Source organism: Streptomyces sp. IBSNAI002 (assembly GCF_052244475.1).
Lineage (GTDB): Bacteria > Actinomycetota > Actinomycetes > Streptomycetales > Streptomycetaceae > Streptomyces.
Map to the genome: position 1 here is coordinate 4,992,677 of NZ_JBQPXG010000002.1, position 21,607 is coordinate 5,014,283.

Annotated in this window: 22 protein-coding genes; 16 read left to right on the forward strand and 6 right to left on the reverse strand. The window is 72.3% G+C overall.

Features of this window, described 5'->3' with window-relative positions; genetic code table 11:
• Nucleotides 1-142 precede the first annotated feature (142 nt).
• Complete coding sequence (locus ACTVZO_RS24200) at nucleotides 143-589, forward strand: SCO4402 family protein (RefSeq protein ID WP_443303254.1); 447 nt, start codon at nucleotides 143-145, stop codon at nucleotides 587-589.
• A gap of 14 nt (nucleotides 590-603) precedes the next feature.
• Nucleotides 604-1,485 (forward strand): formyltetrahydrofolate deformylase, encoded by an 882-nt coding sequence (gene purU / locus ACTVZO_RS24205; protein ID WP_443300382.1) that lies wholly within the window; start codon nucleotides 604-606, stop codon nucleotides 1,483-1,485.
• Nucleotides 1,486-1,649: 164 nt separating this feature from the next.
• Here the strand turns inward: purU and ACTVZO_RS24210 are convergent, their stop codons facing one another.
• The gene (locus ACTVZO_RS24210; protein WP_443300383.1) at nucleotides 1,650-2,168 is read right to left on the reverse strand and encodes an EF-hand domain-containing protein; all 519 of its coding nucleotides are present in this window, start codon (nucleotides 2,166-2,168) and stop codon (nucleotides 1,650-1,652) included.
• A 300-nt stretch (nucleotides 2,169-2,468) separates the two neighbouring features.
• Between ACTVZO_RS24210 and ACTVZO_RS24215 the strand changes: the two genes are divergently transcribed.
• Together ACTVZO_RS24215 and ACTVZO_RS24220 are read left to right on the forward strand one after the other, a co-directional pair.
• A complete protein-coding gene (locus ACTVZO_RS24215) occupies nucleotides 2,469-3,032 on the forward strand; it encodes a sigma-70 family RNA polymerase sigma factor (protein WP_362583373.1) in 564 nt (187 codons plus the stop codon).
• Nucleotides 3,029-4,276, forward strand: coding sequence for a maleylpyruvate isomerase N-terminal domain-containing protein (locus ACTVZO_RS24220; protein WP_443300384.1), 1,248 nt, complete (start codon nucleotides 3,029-3,031; stop codon nucleotides 4,274-4,276). Before ACTVZO_RS24215 ends, ACTVZO_RS24220 begins: the two co-directional genes overlap by 4 nt.
• 132 nt (nucleotides 4,277-4,408) lie before the next feature.
• On the opposite strand, the gene ACTVZO_RS24225 is transcribed toward ACTVZO_RS24220, so the two are convergent.
• Entirely contained in the window at nucleotides 4,409-5,998 is a 1,590-nt protein-coding gene (locus ACTVZO_RS24225) for a class I adenylate-forming enzyme family protein (RefSeq protein WP_443300385.1), read from the reverse strand.
• A 148-nt stretch (nucleotides 5,999-6,146) separates the two neighbouring features.
• On the opposite strand from ACTVZO_RS24225, the gene ACTVZO_RS24230 reads away from it, so the two are divergent.
• The 4 genes from ACTVZO_RS24230 to ACTVZO_RS24245 all read left to right on the forward strand — a co-directional run bounded on the left by ACTVZO_RS24230 (nucleotide 6,147) and on the right by ACTVZO_RS24245 (nucleotide 10,217).
• Nucleotides 6,147-7,361, forward strand: a complete 1,215-nt coding sequence (locus tag ACTVZO_RS24230; protein ID WP_443300386.1) for an amidohydrolase family protein — start codon at nucleotides 6,147-6,149, stop codon at nucleotides 7,359-7,361.
• Nucleotides 7,361-8,518, forward strand: a complete 1,158-nt coding sequence (locus tag ACTVZO_RS24235) for an acyl-CoA dehydrogenase family protein (protein WP_443300387.1) — start codon at nucleotides 7,361-7,363, stop codon at nucleotides 8,516-8,518. Before ACTVZO_RS24230 ends, ACTVZO_RS24235 begins: the two co-directional genes overlap by 1 nt.
• Before the next feature lie 5 nt (nucleotides 8,519-8,523).
• Nucleotides 8,524-9,441, forward strand: coding sequence for an acyl-CoA dehydrogenase family protein (locus ACTVZO_RS24240; RefSeq protein WP_443300388.1), 918 nt, complete (start codon nucleotides 8,524-8,526; stop codon nucleotides 9,439-9,441).
• A gap of 311 nt (nucleotides 9,442-9,752) precedes the next feature.
• Nucleotides 9,753-10,217, forward strand: coding sequence for an ATP-binding protein (locus ACTVZO_RS24245; protein WP_443300389.1), 465 nt, complete (start codon nucleotides 9,753-9,755; stop codon nucleotides 10,215-10,217).
• A gap of 178 nt (nucleotides 10,218-10,395) precedes the next feature.
• On the opposite strand, the gene ACTVZO_RS24250 is transcribed toward ACTVZO_RS24245, so the two are convergent.
• A complete protein-coding gene (locus tag ACTVZO_RS24250; RefSeq protein WP_443300390.1) occupies nucleotides 10,396-11,112 on the reverse strand; it encodes a hypothetical protein in 717 nt (238 codons plus the stop codon).
• A gap of 323 nt (nucleotides 11,113-11,435) precedes the next feature.
• On the opposite strand from ACTVZO_RS24250, the gene ACTVZO_RS24255 reads away from it, so the two are divergent.
• Both ACTVZO_RS24255 and ACTVZO_RS24260 read left to right on the forward strand, forming a co-directional pair.
• Nucleotides 11,436-12,029, forward strand: coding sequence for an MBL fold metallo-hydrolase (locus ACTVZO_RS24255; RefSeq protein ID WP_443300391.1), 594 nt, complete (start codon nucleotides 11,436-11,438; stop codon nucleotides 12,027-12,029).
• Between the two features lie 47 nt (nucleotides 12,030-12,076).
• The gene (locus tag ACTVZO_RS24260) at nucleotides 12,077-13,060 is read left to right on the forward strand and encodes a hypothetical protein (protein WP_443300392.1); all 984 of its coding nucleotides are present in this window, start codon (nucleotides 12,077-12,079) and stop codon (nucleotides 13,058-13,060) included.
• 13 nt (nucleotides 13,061-13,073) lie between these two features.
• Here the strand turns inward: ACTVZO_RS24260 and ACTVZO_RS24265 are convergent, their stop codons facing one another.
• Nucleotides 13,074-14,000, reverse strand: coding sequence for a cyclase family protein (locus ACTVZO_RS24265; RefSeq protein ID WP_443300393.1), 927 nt, complete (start codon nucleotides 13,998-14,000; stop codon nucleotides 13,074-13,076).
• A 108-nt stretch (nucleotides 14,001-14,108) separates the two neighbouring features.
• Between ACTVZO_RS24265 and ACTVZO_RS24270 the strand changes: the two genes are divergently transcribed.
• From ACTVZO_RS24270 to ACTVZO_RS24280, 3 genes are read left to right on the forward strand one after another with little or no spacing between them, the layout of a single operon-like run.
• The gene (locus tag ACTVZO_RS24270) at nucleotides 14,109-15,020 is read left to right on the forward strand and encodes an SDR family NAD(P)-dependent oxidoreductase (RefSeq protein WP_443300394.1); all 912 of its coding nucleotides are present in this window, start codon (nucleotides 14,109-14,111) and stop codon (nucleotides 15,018-15,020) included.
• 17 nt (nucleotides 15,021-15,037) lie between these two features.
• The gene (locus tag ACTVZO_RS24275; protein WP_443300395.1) at nucleotides 15,038-16,234 is read left to right on the forward strand and encodes an acyl-CoA dehydrogenase family protein; all 1,197 of its coding nucleotides are present in this window, start codon (nucleotides 15,038-15,040) and stop codon (nucleotides 16,232-16,234) included.
• A complete protein-coding gene (locus ACTVZO_RS24280) occupies nucleotides 16,231-17,298 on the forward strand; it encodes a Zn-dependent alcohol dehydrogenase (RefSeq protein WP_443300396.1) in 1,068 nt (355 codons plus the stop codon). Before ACTVZO_RS24275 ends, ACTVZO_RS24280 begins: the two co-directional genes overlap by 4 nt.
• Nucleotides 17,299-17,393: 95 nt before the next feature.
• Here the strand turns inward: ACTVZO_RS24280 and ACTVZO_RS24285 are convergent, their stop codons facing one another.
• Nucleotides 17,394-18,011 (reverse strand): flavin reductase family protein, encoded by a 618-nt coding sequence (locus ACTVZO_RS24285; RefSeq protein WP_443303255.1) that lies wholly within the window; start codon nucleotides 18,009-18,011, stop codon nucleotides 17,394-17,396.
• Nucleotides 18,012-18,202: 191 nt separating this feature from the next.
• Here ACTVZO_RS24285 and ACTVZO_RS24290 point away from each other — a divergent pair, with 191 nt between their 5' ends.
• The 3 genes from ACTVZO_RS24290 to ACTVZO_RS24300 all read left to right on the forward strand — a co-directional run bounded on the left by ACTVZO_RS24290 (nucleotide 18,203) and on the right by ACTVZO_RS24300 (nucleotide 20,740).
• Nucleotides 18,203-19,024: a hypothetical protein gene (locus ACTVZO_RS24290; RefSeq protein ID WP_443300397.1), complete on the forward strand. Its 822-nt coding sequence runs from the start codon at nucleotides 18,203-18,205 to the stop codon at nucleotides 19,022-19,024.
• Between the two features lie 11 nt (nucleotides 19,025-19,035).
• Nucleotides 19,036-19,785 carry a hypothetical protein gene (locus tag ACTVZO_RS24295; protein ID WP_443300398.1) on the forward strand — a complete coding sequence of 250 codons (750 nt, stop codon included), beginning with the start codon at nucleotides 19,036-19,038 and terminating at the stop codon, nucleotides 19,783-19,785.
• Between the two features lie 160 nt (nucleotides 19,786-19,945).
• Nucleotides 19,946-20,740, forward strand: coding sequence for a VOC family protein (locus ACTVZO_RS24300; RefSeq protein ID WP_443300399.1), 795 nt, complete (start codon nucleotides 19,946-19,948; stop codon nucleotides 20,738-20,740).
• 24 nt (nucleotides 20,741-20,764) lie between these two features.
• Here the strand turns inward: ACTVZO_RS24300 and ACTVZO_RS24305 are convergent, their stop codons facing one another.
• Nucleotides 20,765-21,571: an enoyl-CoA hydratase/isomerase family protein gene (locus ACTVZO_RS24305; RefSeq protein ID WP_443300400.1), complete on the reverse strand. Its 807-nt coding sequence runs from the start codon at nucleotides 21,569-21,571 to the stop codon at nucleotides 20,765-20,767.
• Between the last annotated feature and the right edge of the window lie 36 nt (nucleotides 21,572-21,607).

Here is a 21,607-nt window from a genome sequence, read left to right on the forward strand (position 1 = left end):
AGGTGAATTGCCGGGGGGAATGGTCTCCTCCGGTTATTTACACGTGCCTGAAGATCGCGCGGAGCGGGAACGTACGATCGTCGGCGTGACATTCGCCCAAGGTTCGAAGAACCCTTCCCGTCGCGGTGGCCGCTCCTCCACCATGGGCGGCATGCCCCTGAACGACATGCCGTGGTGGCGCTGGCGCAGCAATGTGCGCTCGGCGCTGCACATGCTCTCCGATCCGGCCTTCCACGAGGACACCTGGCTCGCCGGCGCCGAAGGCTACGGGGACGTCACCGACGCCGTGTACCGGCTCGTCGAGGACACCTGGCTCGACAGCTGGTCGGCGGAGAAGTACGTCGGCACCATCTTCCGCGACTCCCAGGAGGCGGCCCTGGTCGACCTGGCCGTGCTGCGGGTGCTGCGCATCATGCACCAGGTCGGCCCCGACGCGGCCGTCTCCGCCTACCTGGAACACCACGCATGGCCCGAGGCGGTGCGCGCGGCGCGCGAGGCGCACGTACGGCTGGCGACGGCGGACGGGGACGAGCCGGACGTGCGGCCGCGGTCGCTGGAAGTGTTGAAGATCCTCACCCGCGCGGTGTGAAAGGCTATGCGGTCATGAGCGACCCGCAGCCCGAGGCACAGCCCCAGCCCCCGCAGTACGTCCTGACCGTGTCCTGCCCCGACAAGCAGGGCATCGTGCACGCCGTGTCGAGTTACCTCTTCATGACCGGCTGCAACATCGTGGACAGCCAGCAGTTCGGAGACCGGGAGACCGGGCTCTTCTTCATGCGGGTGCACTTCGAGGCCGAGCCGGCCGTGACGCTCGAGAAGCTGCGCGCCAGCTTCGCCGCGATCGGCGACTCGTTCAGGATGGACTGGCAGATCCACCGCTCCGAGGAGCGCATGCGCGTCATCCTGATGGTGTCGAAGTTCGGGCACTGCCTGAACGACCTGCTCTTCCGCTCGAGCATCGGCGCCCTGCCGGTCGAGATCGCGGCCGTGGTCTCCAACCACACGGACTTCGCGGAGCTGGTGGGCTCGTACGACGTCCCGTTCGTCCACATCCCCGTGACGAAGGACACCAAGGCCCAGGCCGAGGCACAGCTGCTGGAGCTCGTCCGCGCGGAGAACGTCGAGCTCGTGATCCTCGCCCGCTACATGCAGGTGCTGTCCGACACCCTGTGCAAGGAGATGAGCGGCCGGATCATCAACATCCACCACTCGTTCCTGCCGAGCTTCAAGGGAGCCAAGCCGTACCACCAGGCGCACGCCCGGGGCGTGAAGTTGATCGGCGCGACCGCGCACTACGTGACGGCCGACCTCGACGAGGGGCCGATCATCGAGCAGGAGGTCGAGCGGGTGGGCCACGAGGTGACTCCCGACCAGCTGGTGGCGGTCGGCCGCGACGTGGAGTGCCAGGCGCTCGCGCGCGCGGTGAAGTGGCACAGCGAACACCGAGTCCTCCTCAACGGCTCCCGTACGGTCGTCTTCGCATAGCCCGACGGGGGGCTCCGCCCCGGACCCCGTCCGGCGCGGGACCCCACCCCGGCCCCGTCCCCACCACCCAGGCCCGGGTCAGGGGCGGGGCGCCGGCCACGAAGCCGAGGCAGGCAGGCGAAGCCCCGGCAGGGGGATCAGACGGCCGAAGCCCCCCGCAGGGGTCACGCGTCGGGCGCCTCCACCCCGCAGTACGACGCGAACGCCACCAGGATCTCGTCCTCCGAGATCCGCCCGTCGCCGTCCGAGTCCAGCGCCGCCGCCACTCCCGTGGCCAGCTCGGGCGCGGTGCCCAGCACGCGCAGGACGCGCACGGTGGCCGCCGGGGTCGCGCCCGAGCCGTCCTCGTCCGCCACGGCGATCACGGCCCGCAGGAACGGCCGCGCGATCTCCGCGAACCGCCCCGGGTTGTCCCGCAGCCGCTTCGCCGCGCCGGTGATGAACTCCTCGCGGGACACCCGCTGGTCCCCGTCGACGTCCGCGATCCCGGCCATGCCCTGCCAGAACGCCTCCGCGCCGGCGAATACGGCCTGGCCCTTGTCCGACCGGGCGGTGGTGCCGAATTCGGCCAGGACGGCCTTCGCGGCAGCGCTGAAGTCCTCCCGGTCGATATACCCGGACCCGTCCTGGTCGAAGGTGGCGAATCGGGCGGCGATCTTGCGCTCGTATTCTGCGCTGTCCATGTTCGGGGTTCCGCCTTCACGTGTGCGGTGGGTTCAGATCAAGACAAGGCAGGAGCGTAAGGCCTCGGTGGCCTGTGCGTTAAGCGAACCGGTCAAGGGGGCGAACGCATCGAACCCGCGCACGGGGAGCGCGCCGGGGCGCGTACACCTGTCCCCATGTGCCGCCCCTCTTACCACGGTTCACACACCGCCACGCCTCTATCACGGAGGGCTCACTTCCAGGGTGACCTTCCCGCAAAACGGGCGCGATCGGCCATGTGCCCACTACATTCGATGCGTCGACACACGGCTGGGGGCACTATGCCTAAGGACGTACCACCGCGCTGGGACCGCCGCATGCAGCAACGCCTGGCCCGCGGCGAGGCCGCCGCGCTCGGGGAGCTGTACGACCGCTTCGCGTCGCTCGTGCACAGCCTGGCGCACCGGGTACTGGGCGACGAGAAGGCCGCGGACCGGATCACCCGCGAGGTCTTCGGCTACATCTGGGAGAACCCGGACGCCTACGATCCCAAGCAGGGCTCCATGCGCTCCTGGGTCGCCCGGATCACCCAGGGCCAGGCGGTGGCCCGGCTGCGCCAGGCCGAACTGGGCCGCGGCTCGCGCGAGGAGCTCGAGCAGAAGGTGCGCAGTGCCAACGCCGCCGCCCGCGCGGACTACATCGTCACCTCCATGCCCGCGCCGCTGCGGGCCGCGCTGGAGCTCGCGTACTTCAAACGGCGCGACTACCGGCAGGCCGCCGCCGACCTCCAGATCAGCGAGGACGAGGCGCGGCGCCGGCTGCGGCTCGGGCTCCAGCTGCTGTCGACCGCCAACGCCCTCCCGCAGGAGGACACCGCCCAGCCCGGATATGGAACGTCGCGATGAACGGCCCCGCCGAGTGGCCCGAGGACGGATACGAGCGCCCCGGCGGCCCGGCCCGGATACCGGGTCCGCGCGGCGCCGCCGACGACTTCGACCAGCGGCACGCGCCGCAGTTGCAGCCGTTGCCGCCGCCGGTCGCCGAGCCGCCCTCCCACGCCGTGCTGAAGTCGCTGCTCGGCGCGTGGGCGCTTGCCGCGTGCTCCTCGGAGGAGACGCAGGCGGTGGAGGACCACCTCACCGAGTGCGCGCCCTGCGCGGAGGAGGCGCTGCGGCTGCGCGACGCGGTGGGGCTGCTGCACCCGGAGGAGAACCTCGACCTGAAGCCGCTGCTCCGCTCGCGGGTGCTGGAGGACTGCCTGGGCAAGCGGCCGGCCCGGATCCCGGTGCCGGTGTGGGCGAACCCGTACGACACCGAGACCGCGCGGCTCGACGCGCTGCTCCAGGACTTCGGGGACTCGGAGTGGCACACCCCGGTCCGGCTGAAGTGGTTCGAGGACGAGCGGCGCAAGACGCAGCGGACGACGGTGGCGGGGGTGATCGGGCATCTGCTGGCGGTGGACGGCCTGGTGGCCACGGCGCTGGGGCTGGACGATCCGCTGGGCAAGGAGGTGCCGGCGGGGTCGGGCCCGGCCGAGCGCTCGGAGCACTTCTGGCGGGCGTCGGCGTACCCGACGACGCGGAAGGTCCGCGAGCCGTGGCGGGAGCAGGGGCACACGCTGGTGCGTACGGTGTCCTTCGCGGGCCGGGGCGTGGCGGAACTGGCCGTGGACTACGGGGATTTCGCCCTGCCCCTCGGGGACGCGTTCCTGGAGCGGGCCTTCGAGTGCTGGGTGCACGCGTGGGACATCGCGGAGGCGGTGGACTACCCGTACGAGCCGCCGGCCGGGCCGCACCTGCACCGCATGATCGACCTGGCGGCCCGGCTGCTCCCGGGCGCGCTGGCGCAGCGCCGCCGTGCGGGTCTGGCGGCGCCCGCGCGGGGGCTGGTCGCGGCGGGTGCGCCGGGACGGACGCTGCACCTGGAGATCGAGGGCGCGGGCGGCGGCGGATGGGACATCGCGCTGGACTCGCCGGGGGCCGTGCCGTCGGTCGAGCGGACGGTGGCGGAGATCGCGCTGGACCGCCTCGAGTTCTGCCAGCTGGCTGCCGGGCACATCTCGCCCGAGGAGGCGGCGGCAGGCCAGCACGGCGATCGCGAGGCCATCCGCGACGTCCTCTTCGCGGCCGCCTCCCTGAGCCGCATGTAGCCCCGCCACGCCCCCACGGCCACGACCGGGAGCCCTCCCCATGGTCTCGAGCATTCGCACGCGCCTCGCTGGCGGGCGGGGCGCGGGCCCGTCGTGCGCTGAGGGACGCTCTGGAGACGTCCCGCGGCGGGGCTACGCGAAGCGTTCGCGGAGGCGGTACTTCAGGACTTTGCGCAGGGCCTCGTTGCGGGGCAGTGCTTCCAGTACCTCCAGCTGCTCCGGCAGTTTGTGCGTGGCCAGGCCCGCCTCCCGCAGGTACGCCGTCACCTCCGGCAGGGTCAGCGTTGGCGCGGCCGAGCCCGCCGGCTGTTCGATCACCGCGCAGACCCGTTCGCCGCGTTCGGGGTCCGGCAGTCCGATCACCGCCACGTCCGCGACCCCCGGCAGTTCGTGCAGCAGGTCCTCGATCTCCTTCGCCGAGATGTTCTCGCCCTTGCGGATGATGACGTCCTTGCTGCGCCCGGTCAGCACCAGGTACCCGTCCTCCGTGAGGTGCCCCAAGTCCCCGGTGATCAGGTAGCCGTCCGCGTCGAAGACCTCCGGGGCGCCCGCCGCCGGGTCCCCGTGCAGGTAGCCCTGGCAGACGGCCTCCCCGCGGAGCCGGACCTCCCCGTCGGTCCCCGCCGGCAGGGCGCCGCCGTCCGGGTCCGTGATGCGGATGGACATTCCGGCCGGGGGCCGGCCCTCCGTGGTGGCCAGGTGCTGCGCGGTGTCGTCCGGGGAGCCCATGGTGATCATGGGGACCTCGGTCATGCCGTAACCGTGGGTCAGCTGGCAGCCCATCTCCCGTACGACGGCGTGGTAGATCTCCGGCGGCTTCGGCGCACCGCCGCCCGCCAGGAGCCGCAGGGTGGGGATCAGCGGGACCTCCGGGGCCTTGCGCTGCTCGGCGAGGAACATGGAGTAGAAGGCCGTGGAGCCGCCGGCCACGGTGACCCCGTGGCGGCGGTAGCCGTCCAGGGCGCCGGGCATCGCGAACTTCTCGAAGAGGACCGCGGGAAAGCCGTACAGCAGCAGCATCACGGTGTAGTCGGGCCCGGCTATGTGCGCGAAGGGGAAGGCCATCGAGCCGACGTCGGCCGGGGTCAGGTGCAGGGCGTGCGCGAGGCAGGAGCCGCCCGCGATCAGCGAGCGATCGGTGTGCAGGACGCCCTTGGGGTCGGAGGTGGTGCCGGAGGTCCAGTAGATCCACCGGACGTCGGTGCCGGAGACGGGCGGCGGTGGCAGCAGGGAGGGGTCGCCGTCCGGGAGGCCGGAGTACGCCTCGAAGACGCCGCGCGCGCCGAGCCGCGCGGCCATCGCCGGGTAGTCGAAGCCCCGCCAGACGCCCGGGACGGCGAAGAACTCGGCCTTGGACTCGCGGAGCGCGAAGCCGACCTCCCGGTCCCGGTAGAAGGGGATCACGGGGGACTGGACGGCTCCGATGCGGGCGAGGGCGGCCGAGAGCACGACGGTCTCGATGCGGGTGGGGAGCTGCCAGGCGACGACCGTGCCGGGGCGCACGCCCATCGCGTACAGGCCGGCGGCGGCCCGTTCGGAGCGGTCGCGCAGTTCTCCGAAGGTCAGCCGGCGGTCGGCGGACGGGTCCGGGGGAGGCGTTTCGGCGGCCTCGATGAGGACGGTGGTGTCCGGGGTCAGGGCGGCGCGTCGGGCGATCAGTTCCCACAGGGTCGCGGAGCGGCTCAGTTCCGCCGCGGTGCCGGCCGCCGTCGTGTCCGTCATCCCAGACCTCCCATAACCGCTCCCACAACCGACCTCGTTAACTGACGGATAGTCAGGTCAAGCGGAGAGCGTAGAGCGCCGACGCTTGTCGGTCCAGGGGTGGCGGGGCTAGCTTGTTTCTGACGATCCATCAGATTGGGGAGACGGCATGGGACTGGAACTGCCACGGATCATCAGCGTCGACGACCACGTGATCGAGCCCGCGCACCTCTTCGACGTCTGGCTCCCGGCCAAGTACCGGGACCGCGGCCCCAAGGCGCTCACCGCGGGCATCGGCGAGCTGGAGTACACCGGCGGCAAGTACGTGATCACCATGGACCCCGACGGCCCGCCGACCGACTGGTGGATCTACGAAGACCTGAAGTTCCCGTACAAGCGCAACATCGCCGCCGTCGGCTTCGACCGCGACGACATGACGCTGGAGGGGATCACCCGCGAGGAGATGCGCCGGGGCTGCTGGGACCCCAAGGCCCGCCTCGCCGACATGGACCTCAACCACGTCGAGGCCTCGCTGTGCTTCCCCACCTTCCCCCGGTTCTGCGGCCAGACCTTCGCGGAGGCGCACGACAAGGAGGTGGCGCTGGCCTGCGTGCGGGCCTACAACGACTGGATGGTCGAGGAGTGGTGCGGCGACAGCGGCGGCCGGCTGATCCCGCTCTGCATCATCCCGCTGTGGGACATCGACCTGGCGGTCGCGGAGATCCGGCGCAACGCGGCCCGCGGAGTGCGCGCGGTGACCTTCTCCGAGATCCCGACGTACCTCGGGCTGCCCTCGATCCACTCCGGCTACTGGGACCCCTTCTTCGCCGTCTGCCAGGAGACCGGCACGGTGGTCAACATGCACATCGGGTCCAGCTCCCAGATGCCCGCCGCCTCCCCCGACGCGCCGCCCGCCGTGCAGGCCTCGCTCAGCTTCAACAACGCGATGGCCTCGATGATGGACTTCCTCTTCAGCGGCGTCCTGGTGAAGTTCCCGACGCTCAAGCTCGCCTACAGCGAAGGGCAGATGGGCTGGATCCCGTACGCCCTGGAGCGCGCCGACGACGTCTGGCAGGAGCACCGCGCCTGGGGCGGGGTCCGTGACCTGATCCCCGAGCCGCCGTCCACGTACTACTACCGGCAGATGTTCTGCTGCTTCTTCCGCGACAAGCACGGCATCGCCTCGCTCGACGTGGTGGGCCGCGACAACGCGACCTTCGAGACCGACTACCCGCACGTGGACTCGACCTTCCCGCACACCAAGGAGGTCGCCCTCGACCACGTGCAGGGCCTCGACGAGGAGACCGTCTACAAGCTGATGCGCGGCAACGCCATCCGCATGCTCGGCCTGGACTTCGACCGGGACCGGGTCAAGGGCCGCTGATGGACCTGACCTACACGGACGAGGAGCAGGAGTTCCGGGCCCGGCTGCGGGTCTGGCTCGGCAAGGTGCTGCCCGAGCTGCCCGCCAAGCCCTCGCCGGACGACTGGCCCGGGCGGCGGGCGTACGACCTGGGCTGGCAGCGCCGGCTGCACGAGGCCGGGTACGCGGGCCTGCACTGGCCGGCGGACGCGGGCGGCCGCGGGGCCACCCCGACCCAGCACCTGATCTTCCTGGAGGAGACCGAGCGCGCGGGCGCCCCGTACGTAGGCGCCAACTTCGTCGGGCTGCTGCACGCCGGCCCGACCATCGCCGCCGAGGGGACGGCGGAGCAGCGGGCGCGCTGGCTGCCGCCCGTACTGCGCGGCGACGAGGTGTGGTGCCAGGGGTTCAGCGAGCCGGACGCCGGCTCCGACCTGGCCTCGCTGCGCACGCGCGCGGTCCGCGACGGCGACGAGTACGTGATCACCGGGTCGAAGATCTGGACCTCGCACGCGGAGGTCGCCGACTGGTGCGAACTGCTCGTGCGGACGGACGCGCAGGCCCCGAAGCACCGCGGGATCTCCTGGCTGGCCATGCCCATGGACGCGCCGGGGGTCACGGTCCGGCCGCTGCGCACGCTGGCGGGGTCCACGGAGTTCGCGGAGGTGTTCCTGGACGAGGTGCGGGTGCCGGTCGCCAACCGGGTCGGCGCGGAGAACGACGGGTGGCGGGTCACGATGGTCACCCTGTCCTTCGAGCGGGGCACGGCCTTCGTCGGGGAGGTCGTCGCCTGCCGCCGGACCCTGGGCGAGCTGGCCCGCACGGCGAAGGCGAACGGACGCTGGGACGACCCGGTGCTGCGGCGCAGGCTGGGGCGGCTGTACGGGGAGTTCGGGGCGCTGTGGCGGCTCACCCAGTGGAACGTGAGCGAGTCGGAGCGGTCGGGCGGCGGGGTCCCGGGGATCGGCGGCTCCGTCTTCAAGCTCGCCTACTCGCACGCGCGGCAGGAGCTGTACGAGGTGGCGGCGCAGGTGCTGGGGCCGCTGTCGCTGTCGCTGGAGGAGGAGTGGACCCTGGACCGGCTCTCCTCGCTCTCGTACACGATCGCGGCGGGCACCTCGCAGATCCAGCACAACATCGTCGCCGAGCGGATCCTCGGCCTCCCGAAGGGCCGGTGAGGGGCATGGACTTCCAGCCGACCGAGGAGCAGCGGGACCTGCGGGCGGGCGTACGGGACCTGCTGGCCGGCCGCTACGGGCGCGAGGCCCTGCGGGCGTCGGTGGACTCGGGCGTCTGCGTGGACCGGGGGCTGTGGCGGGAGCTGGGCGAGGCGGGGTTCTTCGCGCTGCGGCTGCCGGAGTCCGAGGGCGGGGTCGGGCTCGGACTGCCGGAGGCGGTGATCGTCTTCGAGGAGGCCGGGCGGGCGCTGCTGCCGGGTCCGCTGGTGGCCACGCACCTGGCGGCCGGGGTGGTCCCGGGGGCGGCCTCCGGGACCACGGTGGTCACCGCCTTCGACCTGGGCGGGGGCCTGGTCTCGCACCTGGGGGAGGCGGACGCGGTGCTGGGCGCCCCCGCACTGCCCGACGGCTCCCCGGTCCGCTCGGCGGACCCGCTGACGCCGCTGCACCGGGTGCCGGCGCCCGCGGCCGCCTCGTTGCCTGCCTCGCCGGATGCCTCGTACGCGGCGGCGGGGGCGGTGCTGACGGCGGCGCTCCAGGTCGGCAGTGCGCTGCGGACCGTGGAGCTGGCGGTGCGGTACGCGGGGGAGCGCGAGCAGTTCGGGCAGCCGATCGGGGCGTTCCAGGCGGTCAAGCACCTGTGCGCGGGGATGCTGGTGCGGGCGGAGGTGGCCCGTACGGCGGTCTACGCGGCGGCGGTGACGGGCGACGGCGCGGAGATCGCGGCGGCCAAGCTCCTCGCGGACGAGGCCGCGGTGGCCAACGCCCGGGACTGCCTCCAGGTGCACGGAGGGATGGGCTTCACGTGGGAGGCGGACGTCCATCTGCACCTGAAACGGGCGTGGGTGCGGGCGGAGCAGTGGCGGACCGCGGCGGAGGCGGAGGAGCTGCTGGCGGCGGAACTGCTGGGTTCGGCGCCGTAGCCGACTGTTACGGGAGCGAAGGCGCGGGACGCATGTCCGATTACAGAGAGTTGATATCGGTTTGTGTCCTTCGCCCCCCTCCTTGCGGACCGGAGTCGGGGGGTCGCTCCGGTACGCTCCCACGAATGCGAGCGGTTGAGCGGCGCAGGCGTCGCACAGTATGCACCACGCCCACTCCTTCGCGCGGGAATATGCCCGAAGCGCTTGTTGTGGTGACTGTATGTCAACCATGCTGCTCCGCAAGGGGATCACGGTGGGTGATCCCATCCTGTCGCGAGGCGAAGTGTCCGCCGGTTCGGATGGTGTGAGCGGTGCAGGTGCTTCAGGTTCAGCTGGAGGTAGGACCGGATCCCGCCGAGGTCGGCCGGGCCCGCCGGTGGGCCCGGTCGCGGCTGGCGGGCTCGGGCATAGGGGATGACGAACCGCTCGCGGAGACGCTGATCCTGCTGATCTCCGAGCTGGTCACGAACGCGGTCGTGCACACGGGCTGTCCGGCGGTGCTGCGCATGCTGTTCGGGGGGCCGGGGGTGCGGGTCGAGGTCGCGGACGCCAGCGACCGCGGACCGGCCCGCCGCCAGGCGGGCGGCGAGGACACCAACGGCCGCGGCCTCGAGCTGGTCGACGGCCTCGCGGACCGATGGGGCTGGCAGCGGGAGGGCGCGGGCAAGCGGATCTGGTGCGAGATCGACCGCGCCGAGAAATCGGCCTCGGACGCGGCCGCGGAATGCCCGTCGGAAATTCACCCCTCGATGAGGGAACCACGCGTGTACCTCTAACGAGGTGTTGACGTTCCGTCACATCTTGATCACCCTGGTGTGGAGCGATTCGACGCGAGGGGACGCCAAGGACACGCCTTGACGAGTGCGGGTCGCGGGGTGGCGGCTGCCGTGCCGCGCTCGGGGCGTGCATGCGCACCGCCGCCACCCGCAGGACCTCGCCTCGACGTGCCCGGACCTACTTGCCGTCGGCGCAGATCACGTCGTACGGGCGGCCGATCGCCATGGTCAGTTCCATCGGTTCGCTCGTGCCCGAGGGGCATTCGGCCTTCGTCTTGACCAGGCCGAGGACCTTGAGCGAACCCGCCGTCGCGCAGGGGACTTCCTGGGCCTGGTCGGTGACGCAGTCGCCCTGGACCAGCTGGCCGCCGCCCGCGCCCGCGTCGCCGGGGTGGTCGTCGGTGAGGTTGCGGCCGCAGACGGTGTTGGTCGGGATCCCGCCCTTCTTGCTGCTGCCGTAGGAGATGCTCACCTCGATCATCAGGTCGGTGCCGGCCGGGCACTGGATCGCGCCCGGGAGGATGCTCGCGTCTTTGATGTCGATCGCCTTGAAGGTGGCGCCGGAGGCCGAGCACTTCTGGGGGCGGTATCCGTCGGGCTTGTTGTCCGGGTCGGGGCCGCCGCAGTCGCCGACCTTCCACGAGCTGGACGTGTCCGAGGAGGACTCGGGGTTGCCGGGGTCCGAGGGCTTCGAGGAGGTCTTGGCGGACGGGGACGCCGTGGCGGAGGCCGCCCCCGCCGACGTGCCGGACGTGCCGTCGTCGTTGCCGAGCCACTGGGAGGCGCCGTAGATGCCGGCGATGACCAGGGCGACGGCCAGGACTCCGGCGAGGCCGCCGTTCGAGCGGCGTCTGGGGGGCTGGGGCGGTGGCGCTGCCGCGTAGGGGTTGGACACGGGTGCTCCTGCAGTGAGGGTGGGCGGGTCCGGAGACTGACGCGCGAAGGGCGACGCGTCATGGACACCTCATGGTTCCACGCTGCGGAGGCCCGTCCGACCCCGGGGCGGGGCCCGGACGCGGTGCCTTCCATCGAGTAGAGGGGGTCTCCGAGGACGAGGAGGAGGTGTCCGTGCCCCAGCCCGCGGACCCCGGCTCCGCCGCGTCCCCGCCAGTGACACCTGCGCCGGCCGCGAGGACCCGCCGGCTGTGGCACGAAACCCGCGATCATGGGCAGAAGAGCCACTCGTGGGGGGTGCGGGCCGGGCGCGAAGGTAGGGGCATGACAGACCAGCCCTCCGGCCGCAGCGCCGAGTTCACCGTCCTGACCACCGGCTACACCACCTCCACCGGACCGGGGGTCGCCGCCACCGTCTCGTACGTCGCCGACGGCGACCGGCACGTGATCGTCGACCCGGGCATGGTGGCCCACCGCGACCGGATCCTCGGCCCGCTCGCCGAACTGGGCCTGGGGCCCGACGACATCACCGACGTCGTGCTCAGCCACCACCACCCCGACAACACCATGAACGTGGGGCTCTTCGCCCGCGCCCGGGTCCACGACCACAAGGCGGAGTACCAGGACGACCAGTGGACCGACCGGGACGCCGAGGGCTACGAGCTCACCGGCTCCCTGCGGCTGATCCGCACCCCCGGTCACAGCCCCGAGGACATCACCCTGCTCGCCGGCACCGCCGACGGCGTGGTCGCCTTCGTCGGCGACCTCTGGTGGCGTCCGGACGGTCCCGCCGAGGACCCGGTGGCCCCGGACCGCGACCTCCTGCGCAGCTCGCGCCTGCGGGTCCTGGGGGCGGCCGACGTGATCGTCCCGGGGCACGGGCGGCCGTTCCCGGCGGGCGACGAGGCCCCGCTGTAGCCGGATGTCCGCTCCGTCATCACGTCTTGAGCCGAGGGGGATCTGCTGTGCCGTCGTCCCGAACCGCCGAGTACCGGAGCACCGCCTGGCGTACCTGGCACCGGCCGCTGCTGGTCTGCGCGGCCCTCATGACGGGACTCGTGGCCGTCAGCGCCGTCGGGACCGCCGTGGACGGGCGGACGCTGCTGGGGGAGTCGGTCTGGGTCAAGCCGCTGAAGTTCGGCTTCGCCTTCGCCCTCTACACCGGCACGCTCGCCTGGCTGCTGACCAAGACCGCCAGGGGGAAGCGGCTCGCCTGGTGGGTCGGTACCGTCTTCGCGGTGGCCGCCGCCGCCGAAGTCGGCGCGATCACGCTCCAGGCGGCCCGCGGCACCTTCAGCCACTTCAACGCCGACCGGAGCGATCCGGTCACCCTGGCCCTCGTACCGGTCCTGACCTTCGGCGTCCTGGTCATCACCGTCGCCCAACTCATCCTCGGCGCCGTCGTGTTGATCCAGCGCACCGGCGGCCCCGACCTGAACCGGGCGATCCGCGCCGGGCTCGCCCTCGCCACCGCCGGCATGCTGATCCCCGTCTACTGGATGGTGACCGGCACGCAGCCCCGTACCGTCACCGACGCCAACGGCGCCGGCATCCCGATGTACCAGGGGCACGGCATCGGCGACCCCGACGGCCACGGCATGCCCCTCACCCACTGGAGCGTGACCGGCGGCGACTTCCGGGTCCCGCACTTCTTCGCCCTGCACGGCATCCAGGTCCTGCTCCTGCTCACCCTCGCGCTGACCGCCCTCGCCGCCCGGTACGCCTGGCTGCGCGACGAGCGGACCCGGGCCCGCCTGGTGGGCGGCGCGGCGCTCGGCTACTCGGGCCTGGTCGCGGTCGTCACCTGGCAGGCCGGCCGGGGCCAGTCGCTGGTCCACCCGGACGCCGCGACCCTCGCCGCCGCGGCAGGGGTGCTGCTGCCGGCCGTCGTGGTCACCGTACGGACCGCCGTACGAGCCCGCCGCCGCGCCGCCGCGGCGGCGCCCTGACCGCGGAGGAGCCTCAGAGGACCGCCACCGGGGCCACCGGGGTGCCCGTGCCGCCGACGAACGGTTCGGGCATGGCCGACAGGAGGAAGGCGTAGCGGTTCTCTTCCGCACAGGCTGTGGACAACTTTTCGAGATTCCAGTTCTGGCCCTGGAGCATGCCCATCTCGACCAGGTCGAGGGCGTGCACCGGCAGCCACAGGTTCTCGATCTCCGGCGGGAAGATCTCGAACGTGAGGGTGTCGTTCGCGACGGCCGCCACGTCCCGCGCGTGGAACCACTCGGGGGCGCGGACGGACAGCCCCGGGGACGGGAAGCCGTAGCCGTGCTTGTCACCCGCCAGATAGACCTGGACCTGTCCGGTGCGGACCAGGACGATGTCCCCGGCACGGACCGTGACCCCGCCGAAATCCTCGGCCTCGGCGAGGTCTTCGGGCGTCACCGCGTGCCCGCCGGGCAGCCGGTCCAGGCCCTTGGCGCGCGCCACGTCCAGCAGGACGCCGCGCGAGACGATGTGCCCGGCCTTGTCGATGCCGCTGAACTCGGACCGGGCGTGCGCGGTGATCGAGGAGGCCGGGCGGCCGTTGTAGATCTTCCCCGAGTGCGAGACGTGCGTCAGGGCGTCCCAGTGGGTGCCCGCCTGGAGGCCCATGGTCACCGCGTCGTCGCTGCACGCCACCGTGCCGGGGCCGAAAAGCTCCTGGTTGATCTGCACCATCGTGTGCAGCGGGTTGATCCGGCCGGGGATCATCCCGGCCTGCACCCCGTCCTCCTTGAGGGGCAGGGCCAGCGGGACGCGGCGGCCCGTACGGATCGCCGCCGCGGCCTCCCGGACGACCTCGTCGGTCACCAGGTTCAGGGTGCCGATCTCGTCCTCGGCGCCCCAGCGCCCCCAGTTGTTGACGCGCTTGGCGATGTCGTGGAACTCGGCGGGCAGTGACATGGGCCTCAACAGCTCCTTGTGTGGAAACGGCAACGAGGTCTTGTGCAGGTGTATCCGACTCCCCATAGAATCTAACGGTCCGTCAGAAAACGCGGGAAGGGGCCGGACGTGGGGAACTTCTTGACAGGCAAGGTCGTCGCCGTCACCGGCGCCGGCCGGGGCATCGGGCGGGCCGTGGCACTCGCCGCGGCCGCCGAGGGCGCCAAGGTCGTCGTCAACGACTACGGAGTGGGCATCGGGGGCGGGGAGCCCACCAGCGAGGTCGCCGAGTCCGTGGTGAAGGAGATCCTCGCCGCGGGCGGCGACGCCGTCGCCGTCGCCGACGACATCTCCACCATGGCGGGCGGCCAGCGCATCGTCGACACCGCGCTCGCCCGGTACGGGCGCATCGACGGCGTCGTCTGCGTGGCGGGCATCCTGCGCGAGCGGATGCTCTTCAACATGTCCGAGGAGGAATGGGACCCGGTCGTCGCCACCCACCTCAAGGGCACCTTCACGGTCTTCCGCGCCGCTTCCGCCGTCATGCGCCGGCAGGGCTCGGGCACCCTCATCGGCTTCACCAGCGGCAACCACCAGGGCTCCGTCGCCCAGGCCAACTACAGCGCGGCCAAGGGCGGGATCATCTCGCTGGTCCGCTCCGCCGCGCTGGGCCTGGCCAAGTACGGGGTCACGGCCAACGCCGTCGCACCCGTGGCCCGCACCCGCATGTCCGCGAACGTCCCCATGGAGCTCAAGGAGATCGGCGAGCCCGAGGACGTCGCGGCCCTCGTCACCTACCTGCTCAGCGACCGGGCCAGGGCCGAGGACATCACCGGGCAGGTCTACACGATCGCCGGCCCGAAGATCGCCGTCTGGGCGCAGCCGCGCGAACTGCGCGCCGGGTACGCCGAGGGCACCTGGACGCCCGAGAAGATCGCCGACTTCCTGCCCGGGACGGTGGGCAAGGACCCGATGCCGCTGCTCGCGCAGCTGGAGGCCATGGCCAAGGCGGCGGCCGCCAAGGACCGCCCCAACGCGTAGGACCGGGGGAGAGCGGCGTGGATTTCGGCTTCGGGGCCGAGGACGAGGAGCTGCGCGGGCGTGCCCGCGCCTGGCTGACGGAGCACCTCGTGGGCCCGTACGCGCAGGCACGGGGCCTCGGCGGCCCGGGCAGCGAGCACGAGGGGGTCGGGGCGCGGCGGGCGTGGGAGCGCGAGCTGGGCCGGGGCGGCTGGATCGGGCAGGGCTGGGAGGCCGAGGGGTACGGCAACCGGCGGCTCTCGCTGACCGGGCAGGTGGTGTGGGCCGAGGAGTACGCGGCGCTGCGCGCGCCCGGCCGGGTCGGCCACATCGGGGAGAACCTCCTCGCGCCCACGCTCATCGCGTACGGCACGCGGGAGCAGCGCGAGCGCTTCCTGCCCGCCATCGCGCGCGGCGAGGAGCTGTGGTGCCAGGGGTACAGCGAGCCGGGCGCCGGGTCCGACCTCGCGGGGATCCGTACGGCGGCGGTACGGGACGGGGCCGACGGGCTCTTCCGGGTCACCGGGCAGAAGATCTGGACCTCCCTCGCCCAGGACGCCGACTGGTGCTTCGTACTGGCCCGCACCGAGCCGGGGTCACGGCGGCACCGGGGGCTGTCGTTCCTGCTCGTACGGATGGACCAGCCCGGGCGGATCGACGTGCGGCCGATCCGGCAGATGTCGGGGACCTCGGAGTTCAACGAGGTGTTCTTCGACGGGGCGGTGGCCGCCGAGGTCGTCGGCGCCGAGGGCGGCGGCTGGGGCGTGGCCATGGGACTGCTCGCCCTGGAACGGGGGGTCTCGACCCTGGTCCAGCAGATCGGCTTCGCGGCGGAACTGGAGCGGGTGCTGGCGGCGTACGCGGACTCGGGCGCCCCGGACCCCGTCCTGCGGGAGCGCCTCGTACGGCAGTGGGCCGAACTGCGCACCATGCGGTGGAACGCGCTGCGCACGCTGGGCGGCGCCGCCGGCGACGCGGGCGCGCCGAGCGTGGCCAAGCTGCTGTGGGGCGGGTGGCACCGGAGGCTCGGCGAGCTGGCGGTGGAGGTCCGCGGCGCGGTGGCCGCGGCCGGTCCGGAGCCCTGGGCGCCGGGGCTCCCGTACGAGCTCGGGCTCGACGAGGCGCAGCGGCTGTTCCTGTTCACCCGTGCCGACACGATCTACGGCGGTTCGGACGAGATCCAGCGCAACATCATCGCCGAGCGCGTGCTCGGCCTGCCTAAGGAGTCCAGGTGAGAGGCGTCGTATTCGACGGCAAGCAGGCCCAGGTGGTCGACGACCTGGAGATCCGCGATCCGGGACCGGGCGAGGTGCTGGTCGCGATCGGGGCGGCCGGGCTGTGTCACAGCGATCTGTCGGTGATCGACGGGACGATTCCGTTCCCGCCGCCGGTGGTGCTCGGGCACGAGGGCGCGGGGGTGGTCGAGGCGGTCGGCGCGGGGGTCGCGCACGTGTCGCCCGGCGACCACGTGGCGCTGTCCACCCTGGCCAACTGCGGTGCGTGCGCGGACTGCGACCGGGGCCGGCCGACGATGTGCCGCAAGGCGATCGGGATGCCCGGGCAGCCGTTCTCGCGGGGCGGGAAGCCGCTCTTCCAGTTCGCCTCCAACTCGGCCTTCGCGGAGCGGACGATCGTCAAGGCGGTGCAGGCGGTGAAGATCCCGGCGGACATACCGCTGACCTCGGCGGCGCTGATCGGCTGCGGGGTGCTGACGGGTGTGGGTGCGGTGCTGAACCGGGCGAAGGTGGACCGCGGCGAGTCGGTGGTGGTGATCGGCACCGGGGGGATCGGGCTGAACGTGCTCCAGGGGGCCCGGATCGCGGGGGCCACGACGATCGTGGCGGTCGACGCGAACCCGGCGAAGGAGGCGGTGGCCCGGCAGTTCGGGGCCACCCACTTCATCGACGCCTCGGCGGTCGCGGACTCCTCGGCGGCGGTGAAGGAGATCCTGCCCACCGGCGCGGACCACGCCTTCGAGTGCGTGGGCAGCGTGAAGCTGATCCGCCAGGCCATCGACCTCCTCGACCGGCACGGGCAGGCGATCCTGCTGGGCGTGCCCGGCTTCAAGGAAGAGGCCTCGTTCCTCGTGTCGTCCATGTACCTGGACAAGACGATCATGGGCTGCCGGTACGGGTCCTCACGGCCGCAGCGGGACATCGCGCTGTACGCGGAGCTCTACCGGCAGGGCCGGCTGCTGCTGGACGAGCTGGTGACGGAGGTCTACCCGGTGGAGGACTTCGCCAAGGCCGCGGACGACGCCCACCACGGCCGGGTGGCACGCGGGGTCCTCACGTTCTGACACCCACGGAACCGGGCCGACGGGCGGGCGGGCAGGCAAGTGGGCGGGCGGGCGAGCCGGGTTCTGGTCCGCCTGCCCGCCCACCCGTGTGTCGCTCAGTCCGCCAGGCGGCCGAAGCGGCCCTTGTGGAAGAGCAGGGGGCCGGCCTCGCCCGCCGCGCCCATGGCCACGACGCGGCCGACCACGATGAGGTGGTCGCCGCCGGTGTGGACGGCGTGGATGCGGCAGTCGATCCAGGCGGGGACCGCGTCGAGCTGCGGGGACCCGGTGACGGGGGAGGGGCTGTGGGCCACCCCGGCGAACTTGTCCGCGCCGCTGACGGCGAAGGACCGGCACAGCTCGCCCTGCTCGGCCCCGAGGATGTTCACGCAGAACACCCCGGCGCGGGCGATCCGCGGCCAGGTGGTCGACGTACGGGCCACCATGAAGGTGACCAGCGGCGGGTCCAGGGACAGCGAGGCGAAGGACTGGCAGGCGAAGCCGGCCGGGCCCGCCCCGTCCTCGCCCGGCGGCGCGGTGATGACGGTGACCCCGCTGGCGAAGTTCCCGAGCACGGCCCGGAACTCGGCGGGGGAGACCGGTGCGCGTTCGTCCTCGCCCACGGCGCGCAGATCGGGACGCGGCAGGGCGTCGACGGGCTCGGGCCCCTGCTCCGGCGAGGCGGAGGTGGGGGAGCCGACTGACCTGAGGTATCGGACGACGGTGGCCGCCATCCCTGCGTGTCCCATCACACCGGCAATTGAACCTGACGGTTCGTCAGATTGGAAGGGGGGACCGGAAGGCCGGAGGTCAAGGGCATGTCGAACTCCCTTGTGATGGACCAGACATGACTTCTCGTCATGCGCATCGGAGGGCGTGTGTACAGTCGTCGCCAACGACAGGGGCGTCGGAGGCTGGGGTGGGCATGGCGAACGGCTTTCGCAACCGGGCCGAGCGGATCGCACTGGGTGCGATGGCGACCGCGGGTGTCGGGGTCCTGCTCGCCGACCTCCTCGGCTGGCTCGACAAGATGGCTCCCGGAGGAACCCTCCCCAAGATCACGCTGCTGATCCTGAGCACGGTCACCCTCTTCCTCCTCATGGAGTTCGACCGCCTGAAGGTGCTCGACACCATGAACGCGCAGGTCTCCCGGCTCGACATCGACGGCATCGAGGGCCAGCTGCGGCGCGAGCGCTACGACGGCGTGACCAGGGTGCACCCGAGGTTTCCCGAGGCGGCCTTCATCGAGCTGCTGAAGAACGCCCGGTGGGAGGTGTCCATCCTGCAGACCTGGATACCCAACCTCGAGCAGCTGAGGACCGAGCTCACCAAGGCCGTCACCGAACGCCGGACCGAGGTGCGCATCCTGCTGCTGCACCCCTCCTCCCTGGTGGCGGACCTGCGCGACCGGGCGCTGCAGACCGGAGAGGCCGGCCGGGTGGACGTGCGCGGGAGCCTGGAGCTCCTCAAGTCCGTCCACGACGAGGTCCCGCCGCAGCTGCGGCACAGGCTCCAGGTACGGGTGTACAACTCCCTCCCGTCGATCGCCGTGTACAAGGCCGACGAGCGCTACCTGGTCAGCTCGTTCCTGCACGGACGGCTCGCCATCCAGTCCACCCAGCTCGAGATCGACGGGTGCGAGACGGCGATGGGCCGGGAAGTCCAAGGGGAGCTGGACAAGTTGTGGGGCATCGGCCGCGACGTCGACCTCCGCGACTGGCAGAGATCAATCGACACCATGAATTAGAGGTAACGGCCGTGGAAGAACTGGACCGGTTCGAGGACGAACTGATCGGGCGGTACGCGCAGCACCCGGTACTGGCGGACATCGCGGGGCTCCGGGACGAGGACTTCGCCGCGGTCCTCCTCCAGCGGCGCTTCCTCTCGCTCGCGTTCACCCCGGCCTACGACCTGGCGATCGATCTCCTGCGCGACGAGGAGGGGCTAAGGATCGCCCGGGTCATCCTGCGCGAGGAGTACCCGGACAGCCGCGGGATGCGGTCCCACCGCGAGGACATGACGGCGGACATGTACCGGCTCGGCGTCTCCCGCGAGGCCCTCGTCCACACGCGGCCGACCCCGGCGACCAAGCGGGCCATCGACGCCACCTTCGACCTGATCGCCGACGCCGGCGCCAGCGAGGACGCCGACCTGCGGGTGCTGACCATCCTGCGCTTCTGGGGCGAGATCCTGGTCTCCGTCGAGTACGGGCGGCTGTGGGAGCGCATGGAACCCCTGCTCGTCCGGGACGGGGAGAACGTCTCGCGGTTCTACTACCCGCACCACCAGCACGACGCCAAGAGCGAATCGCTCGCCACCGCGGACCTCCTGGCCACGACGCACGCCGACCGGCTGGCCACCCGGGTGCGGGCCTACCTCGGCACCGGGGGCGAGCGGGCGGCCGACGCCTTCCGGGAGACGGAGGAGCGCTCCCTCGGGATCAAGGTGGGCTTCTACGACCAGTTCCTGCCGGCGCTGGAGCGCGTGGGGACGCGGACCGGCGGCTGAATCGGGGCCCCCGGAACCGGCCGTACGGCCGTCCGCACCCGGACGGGTGAATCCCGGACCCGGCAGGGGGCCGTACGCCCCCGGGGGCGCGGGGGCTCGGCATCGTGGCCGCCGGACCCGTACCGCCGGACCGTACGGCCGGACCCGTAGGAGGCACTTGATGCTCGGCACCGACTTCCGTACCGGATCACCGAACTGGATCGACCTCGGAAGCCCCGACACCGACGCGGCCGCCGCGTTCTACGGCGCCGTCCTCGGCTGGACCTTCGTCTCCGCCGGGCCCGAGGCGGGCGGGTACGGCTTCTGGCAGGTGGACGGGAAGACCGTCGCCGCACTGGGCCCGCTCACCGAGGAGGGGGCCTCCTCCGCCTGGATGGTCCACTTCGACACCCGTGACATCCAGGCCACCGCCGAGGCCGTCCGGGCCGGCGGCGGGCAGGTGCGGATGGAGCCCATGGACGTCATGGGGGAGGGCTGGCTGGCGCAGTTCACCGACCCGCAGGGTGCGCAGTTCGCGAGCTGGCAGCCGGGCCGGACCCCGGGGCTGGGGCTGGCCTCCGCCGAGAACACCCTGGTGTGGGTGGAGCTCCACGCCCCCGACCCGCTCGCGGCCATCGCCTTCTACCGCGAGGTGTACGGGTGGCGGCACGCGGAGATGACGGCGCCCGGAATGACGTACCGGGTGCTGAGCACCGCCGAGGGCGACCAGCAGGACACCTCCTTCGGCGGGGTCGCGGAACAGGGCGTGGGCGAGGACGGCGGACCGGCGACGGTGCCGCGCTGGGTGCCGTACTTCAACGTGGCCGACGTCGACGCCACCGTCTCGAGGATCGAGGAGAGCGGCGGCGCGGTGATGATGCCGGCGGCGAACGTGCCGGGCGTCGGCCGGATCGCCTGGGCCACCGACCCGGCGGGCGCCGTGTTCGCACTGCTGAAGCCCGACCCGCAGATGTAGCGGGCGAACGCAGGTAGCCGGTGGTCAGCGGCCGGTGTACTTGGGCGTGCGGCGCTCCACGAAACTCGCCACGCCCTCGTTCGCGTCGGCCGTACCCATGTTGATCTCCTGGGCGGTGGCCTCGGCGGCCAGCGCGGCCGCCCGGTCGCCGTCCAGCGAGGCGTTGACCAGCTGCTTCGCCAGGGCGAGCGCCCGGGTGGGGCCCTGCGCGAGGCGCTCCGCCCACTCCCGGGCGGCGGCTTCCAGCTCCGCGGCGGGGACCACCTTGTTGACCAGGCCGAGCCGCTCGGCCTCGGCGGCGGGCACGGCGTCGCCGAAGAAGATCAGCTCCTTGGCCTTCTGCGGGCCGATCAGGCGGGGCAGCAGGTACGCGCCCCCGCCGTCGGGGACCAGGCCGCGGCGGACGAACACCTCGATGAAACGGGCCTCTTCGGCGGCGATGACCAGGTCGCAGGCGAGGGCGAGATGGGCGCCGATACCGGCGGCGGTGCCGTTCACGGCGGCGATGACCGGCTTCTCGCAGTCGAGGACCGCGGTGATCAGGCGCTGCGCGCCGAGCCGGATCATGCGGGCCACGTCCCCGGCGACGCGCTCGGCCGGCTGCGCCGCGCCGGCTCCGCCGCGCAGGTCGGCGCCCGCACAGAAGCCCTTGCCGGTGGCGGTGACGACGACGGCCCGCACCTCGGGGTCGGCGGAGGCGTCGGAGAGCAGGGCGATGACGCGTTCGCGTTGGTCCCAGGTGACGGCGTTCATGGCCTCCGGCCGGTTGAGCGTGATCCAGGAGACGTTGCCGGCCGTGCGGTGCAGAACCGTATCCGGAGCCTCGGTCATGGGTCGGAACTCCCGTTCGGGGTGGGTGGGGGTGGT

What these genes read in the sequence shown, in the direction of transcription:
- ACTVZO_RS24240 (WP_443300388.1), top strand. Translation starts at nt 8,524, where the DNA reads ATGGACTTCCAGCCGACCGAGGAGCAGCGGGACCTGCGGGCGGGCGTA.
- ACTVZO_RS24210 (WP_443300383.1), bottom strand. Translation starts at nt 2,168, where the DNA reads ATGGACAGCGCAGAATACGAGCGCAAGATCGCCGCCCGATTCGCCACC.
- ACTVZO_RS24300 (WP_443300399.1), top strand. Translation starts at nt 19,946, where the DNA reads ATGCTCGGCACCGACTTCCGTACCGGATCACCGAACTGGATCGACCTC.
- ACTVZO_RS24265 (WP_443300393.1), bottom strand. Translation starts at nt 14,000, where the DNA reads ATGTCACTGCCCGCCGAGTTCCACGACATCGCCAAGCGCGTCAACAAC.
- ACTVZO_RS24215 (WP_362583373.1), top strand. Translation starts at nt 2,469, where the DNA reads ATGCCTAAGGACGTACCACCGCGCTGGGACCGCCGCATGCAGCAACGC.
- ACTVZO_RS24235 (WP_443300387.1), top strand. Translation starts at nt 7,361, where the DNA reads ATGGACCTGACCTACACGGACGAGGAGCAGGAGTTCCGGGCCCGGCTG.
- ACTVZO_RS24220 (WP_443300384.1), top strand. Translation starts at nt 3,029, where the DNA reads ATGAACGGCCCCGCCGAGTGGCCCGAGGACGGATACGAGCGCCCCGGC.
- ACTVZO_RS24230 (WP_443300386.1), top strand. Translation starts at nt 6,147, where the DNA reads ATGGGACTGGAACTGCCACGGATCATCAGCGTCGACGACCACGTGATC.
- ACTVZO_RS24225 (WP_443300385.1), bottom strand. Translation starts at nt 5,998, where the DNA reads ATGACGGACACGACGGCGGCCGGCACCGCGGCGGAACTGAGCCGCTCC.
- ACTVZO_RS24305 (WP_443300400.1), bottom strand. Translation starts at nt 21,571, where the DNA reads ATGACCGAGGCTCCGGATACGGTTCTGCACCGCACGGCCGGCAACGTC.
- purU (WP_443300382.1), top strand. Translation starts at nt 604, where the DNA reads ATGAGCGACCCGCAGCCCGAGGCACAGCCCCAGCCCCCGCAGTACGTC.
- ACTVZO_RS24200 (WP_443303254.1), top strand. Translation starts at nt 143, where the DNA reads ATGGGCGGCATGCCCCTGAACGACATGCCGTGGTGGCGCTGGCGCAGC.
- ACTVZO_RS24290 (WP_443300397.1), top strand. Translation starts at nt 18,203, where the DNA reads ATGGCGAACGGCTTTCGCAACCGGGCCGAGCGGATCGCACTGGGTGCG.
- ACTVZO_RS24285 (WP_443303255.1), bottom strand. Translation starts at nt 18,011, where the DNA reads ATGGCGGCCACCGTCGTCCGATACCTCAGGTCAGTCGGCTCCCCCACC.
- ACTVZO_RS24255 (WP_443300391.1), top strand. Translation starts at nt 11,436, where the DNA reads ATGACAGACCAGCCCTCCGGCCGCAGCGCCGAGTTCACCGTCCTGACC.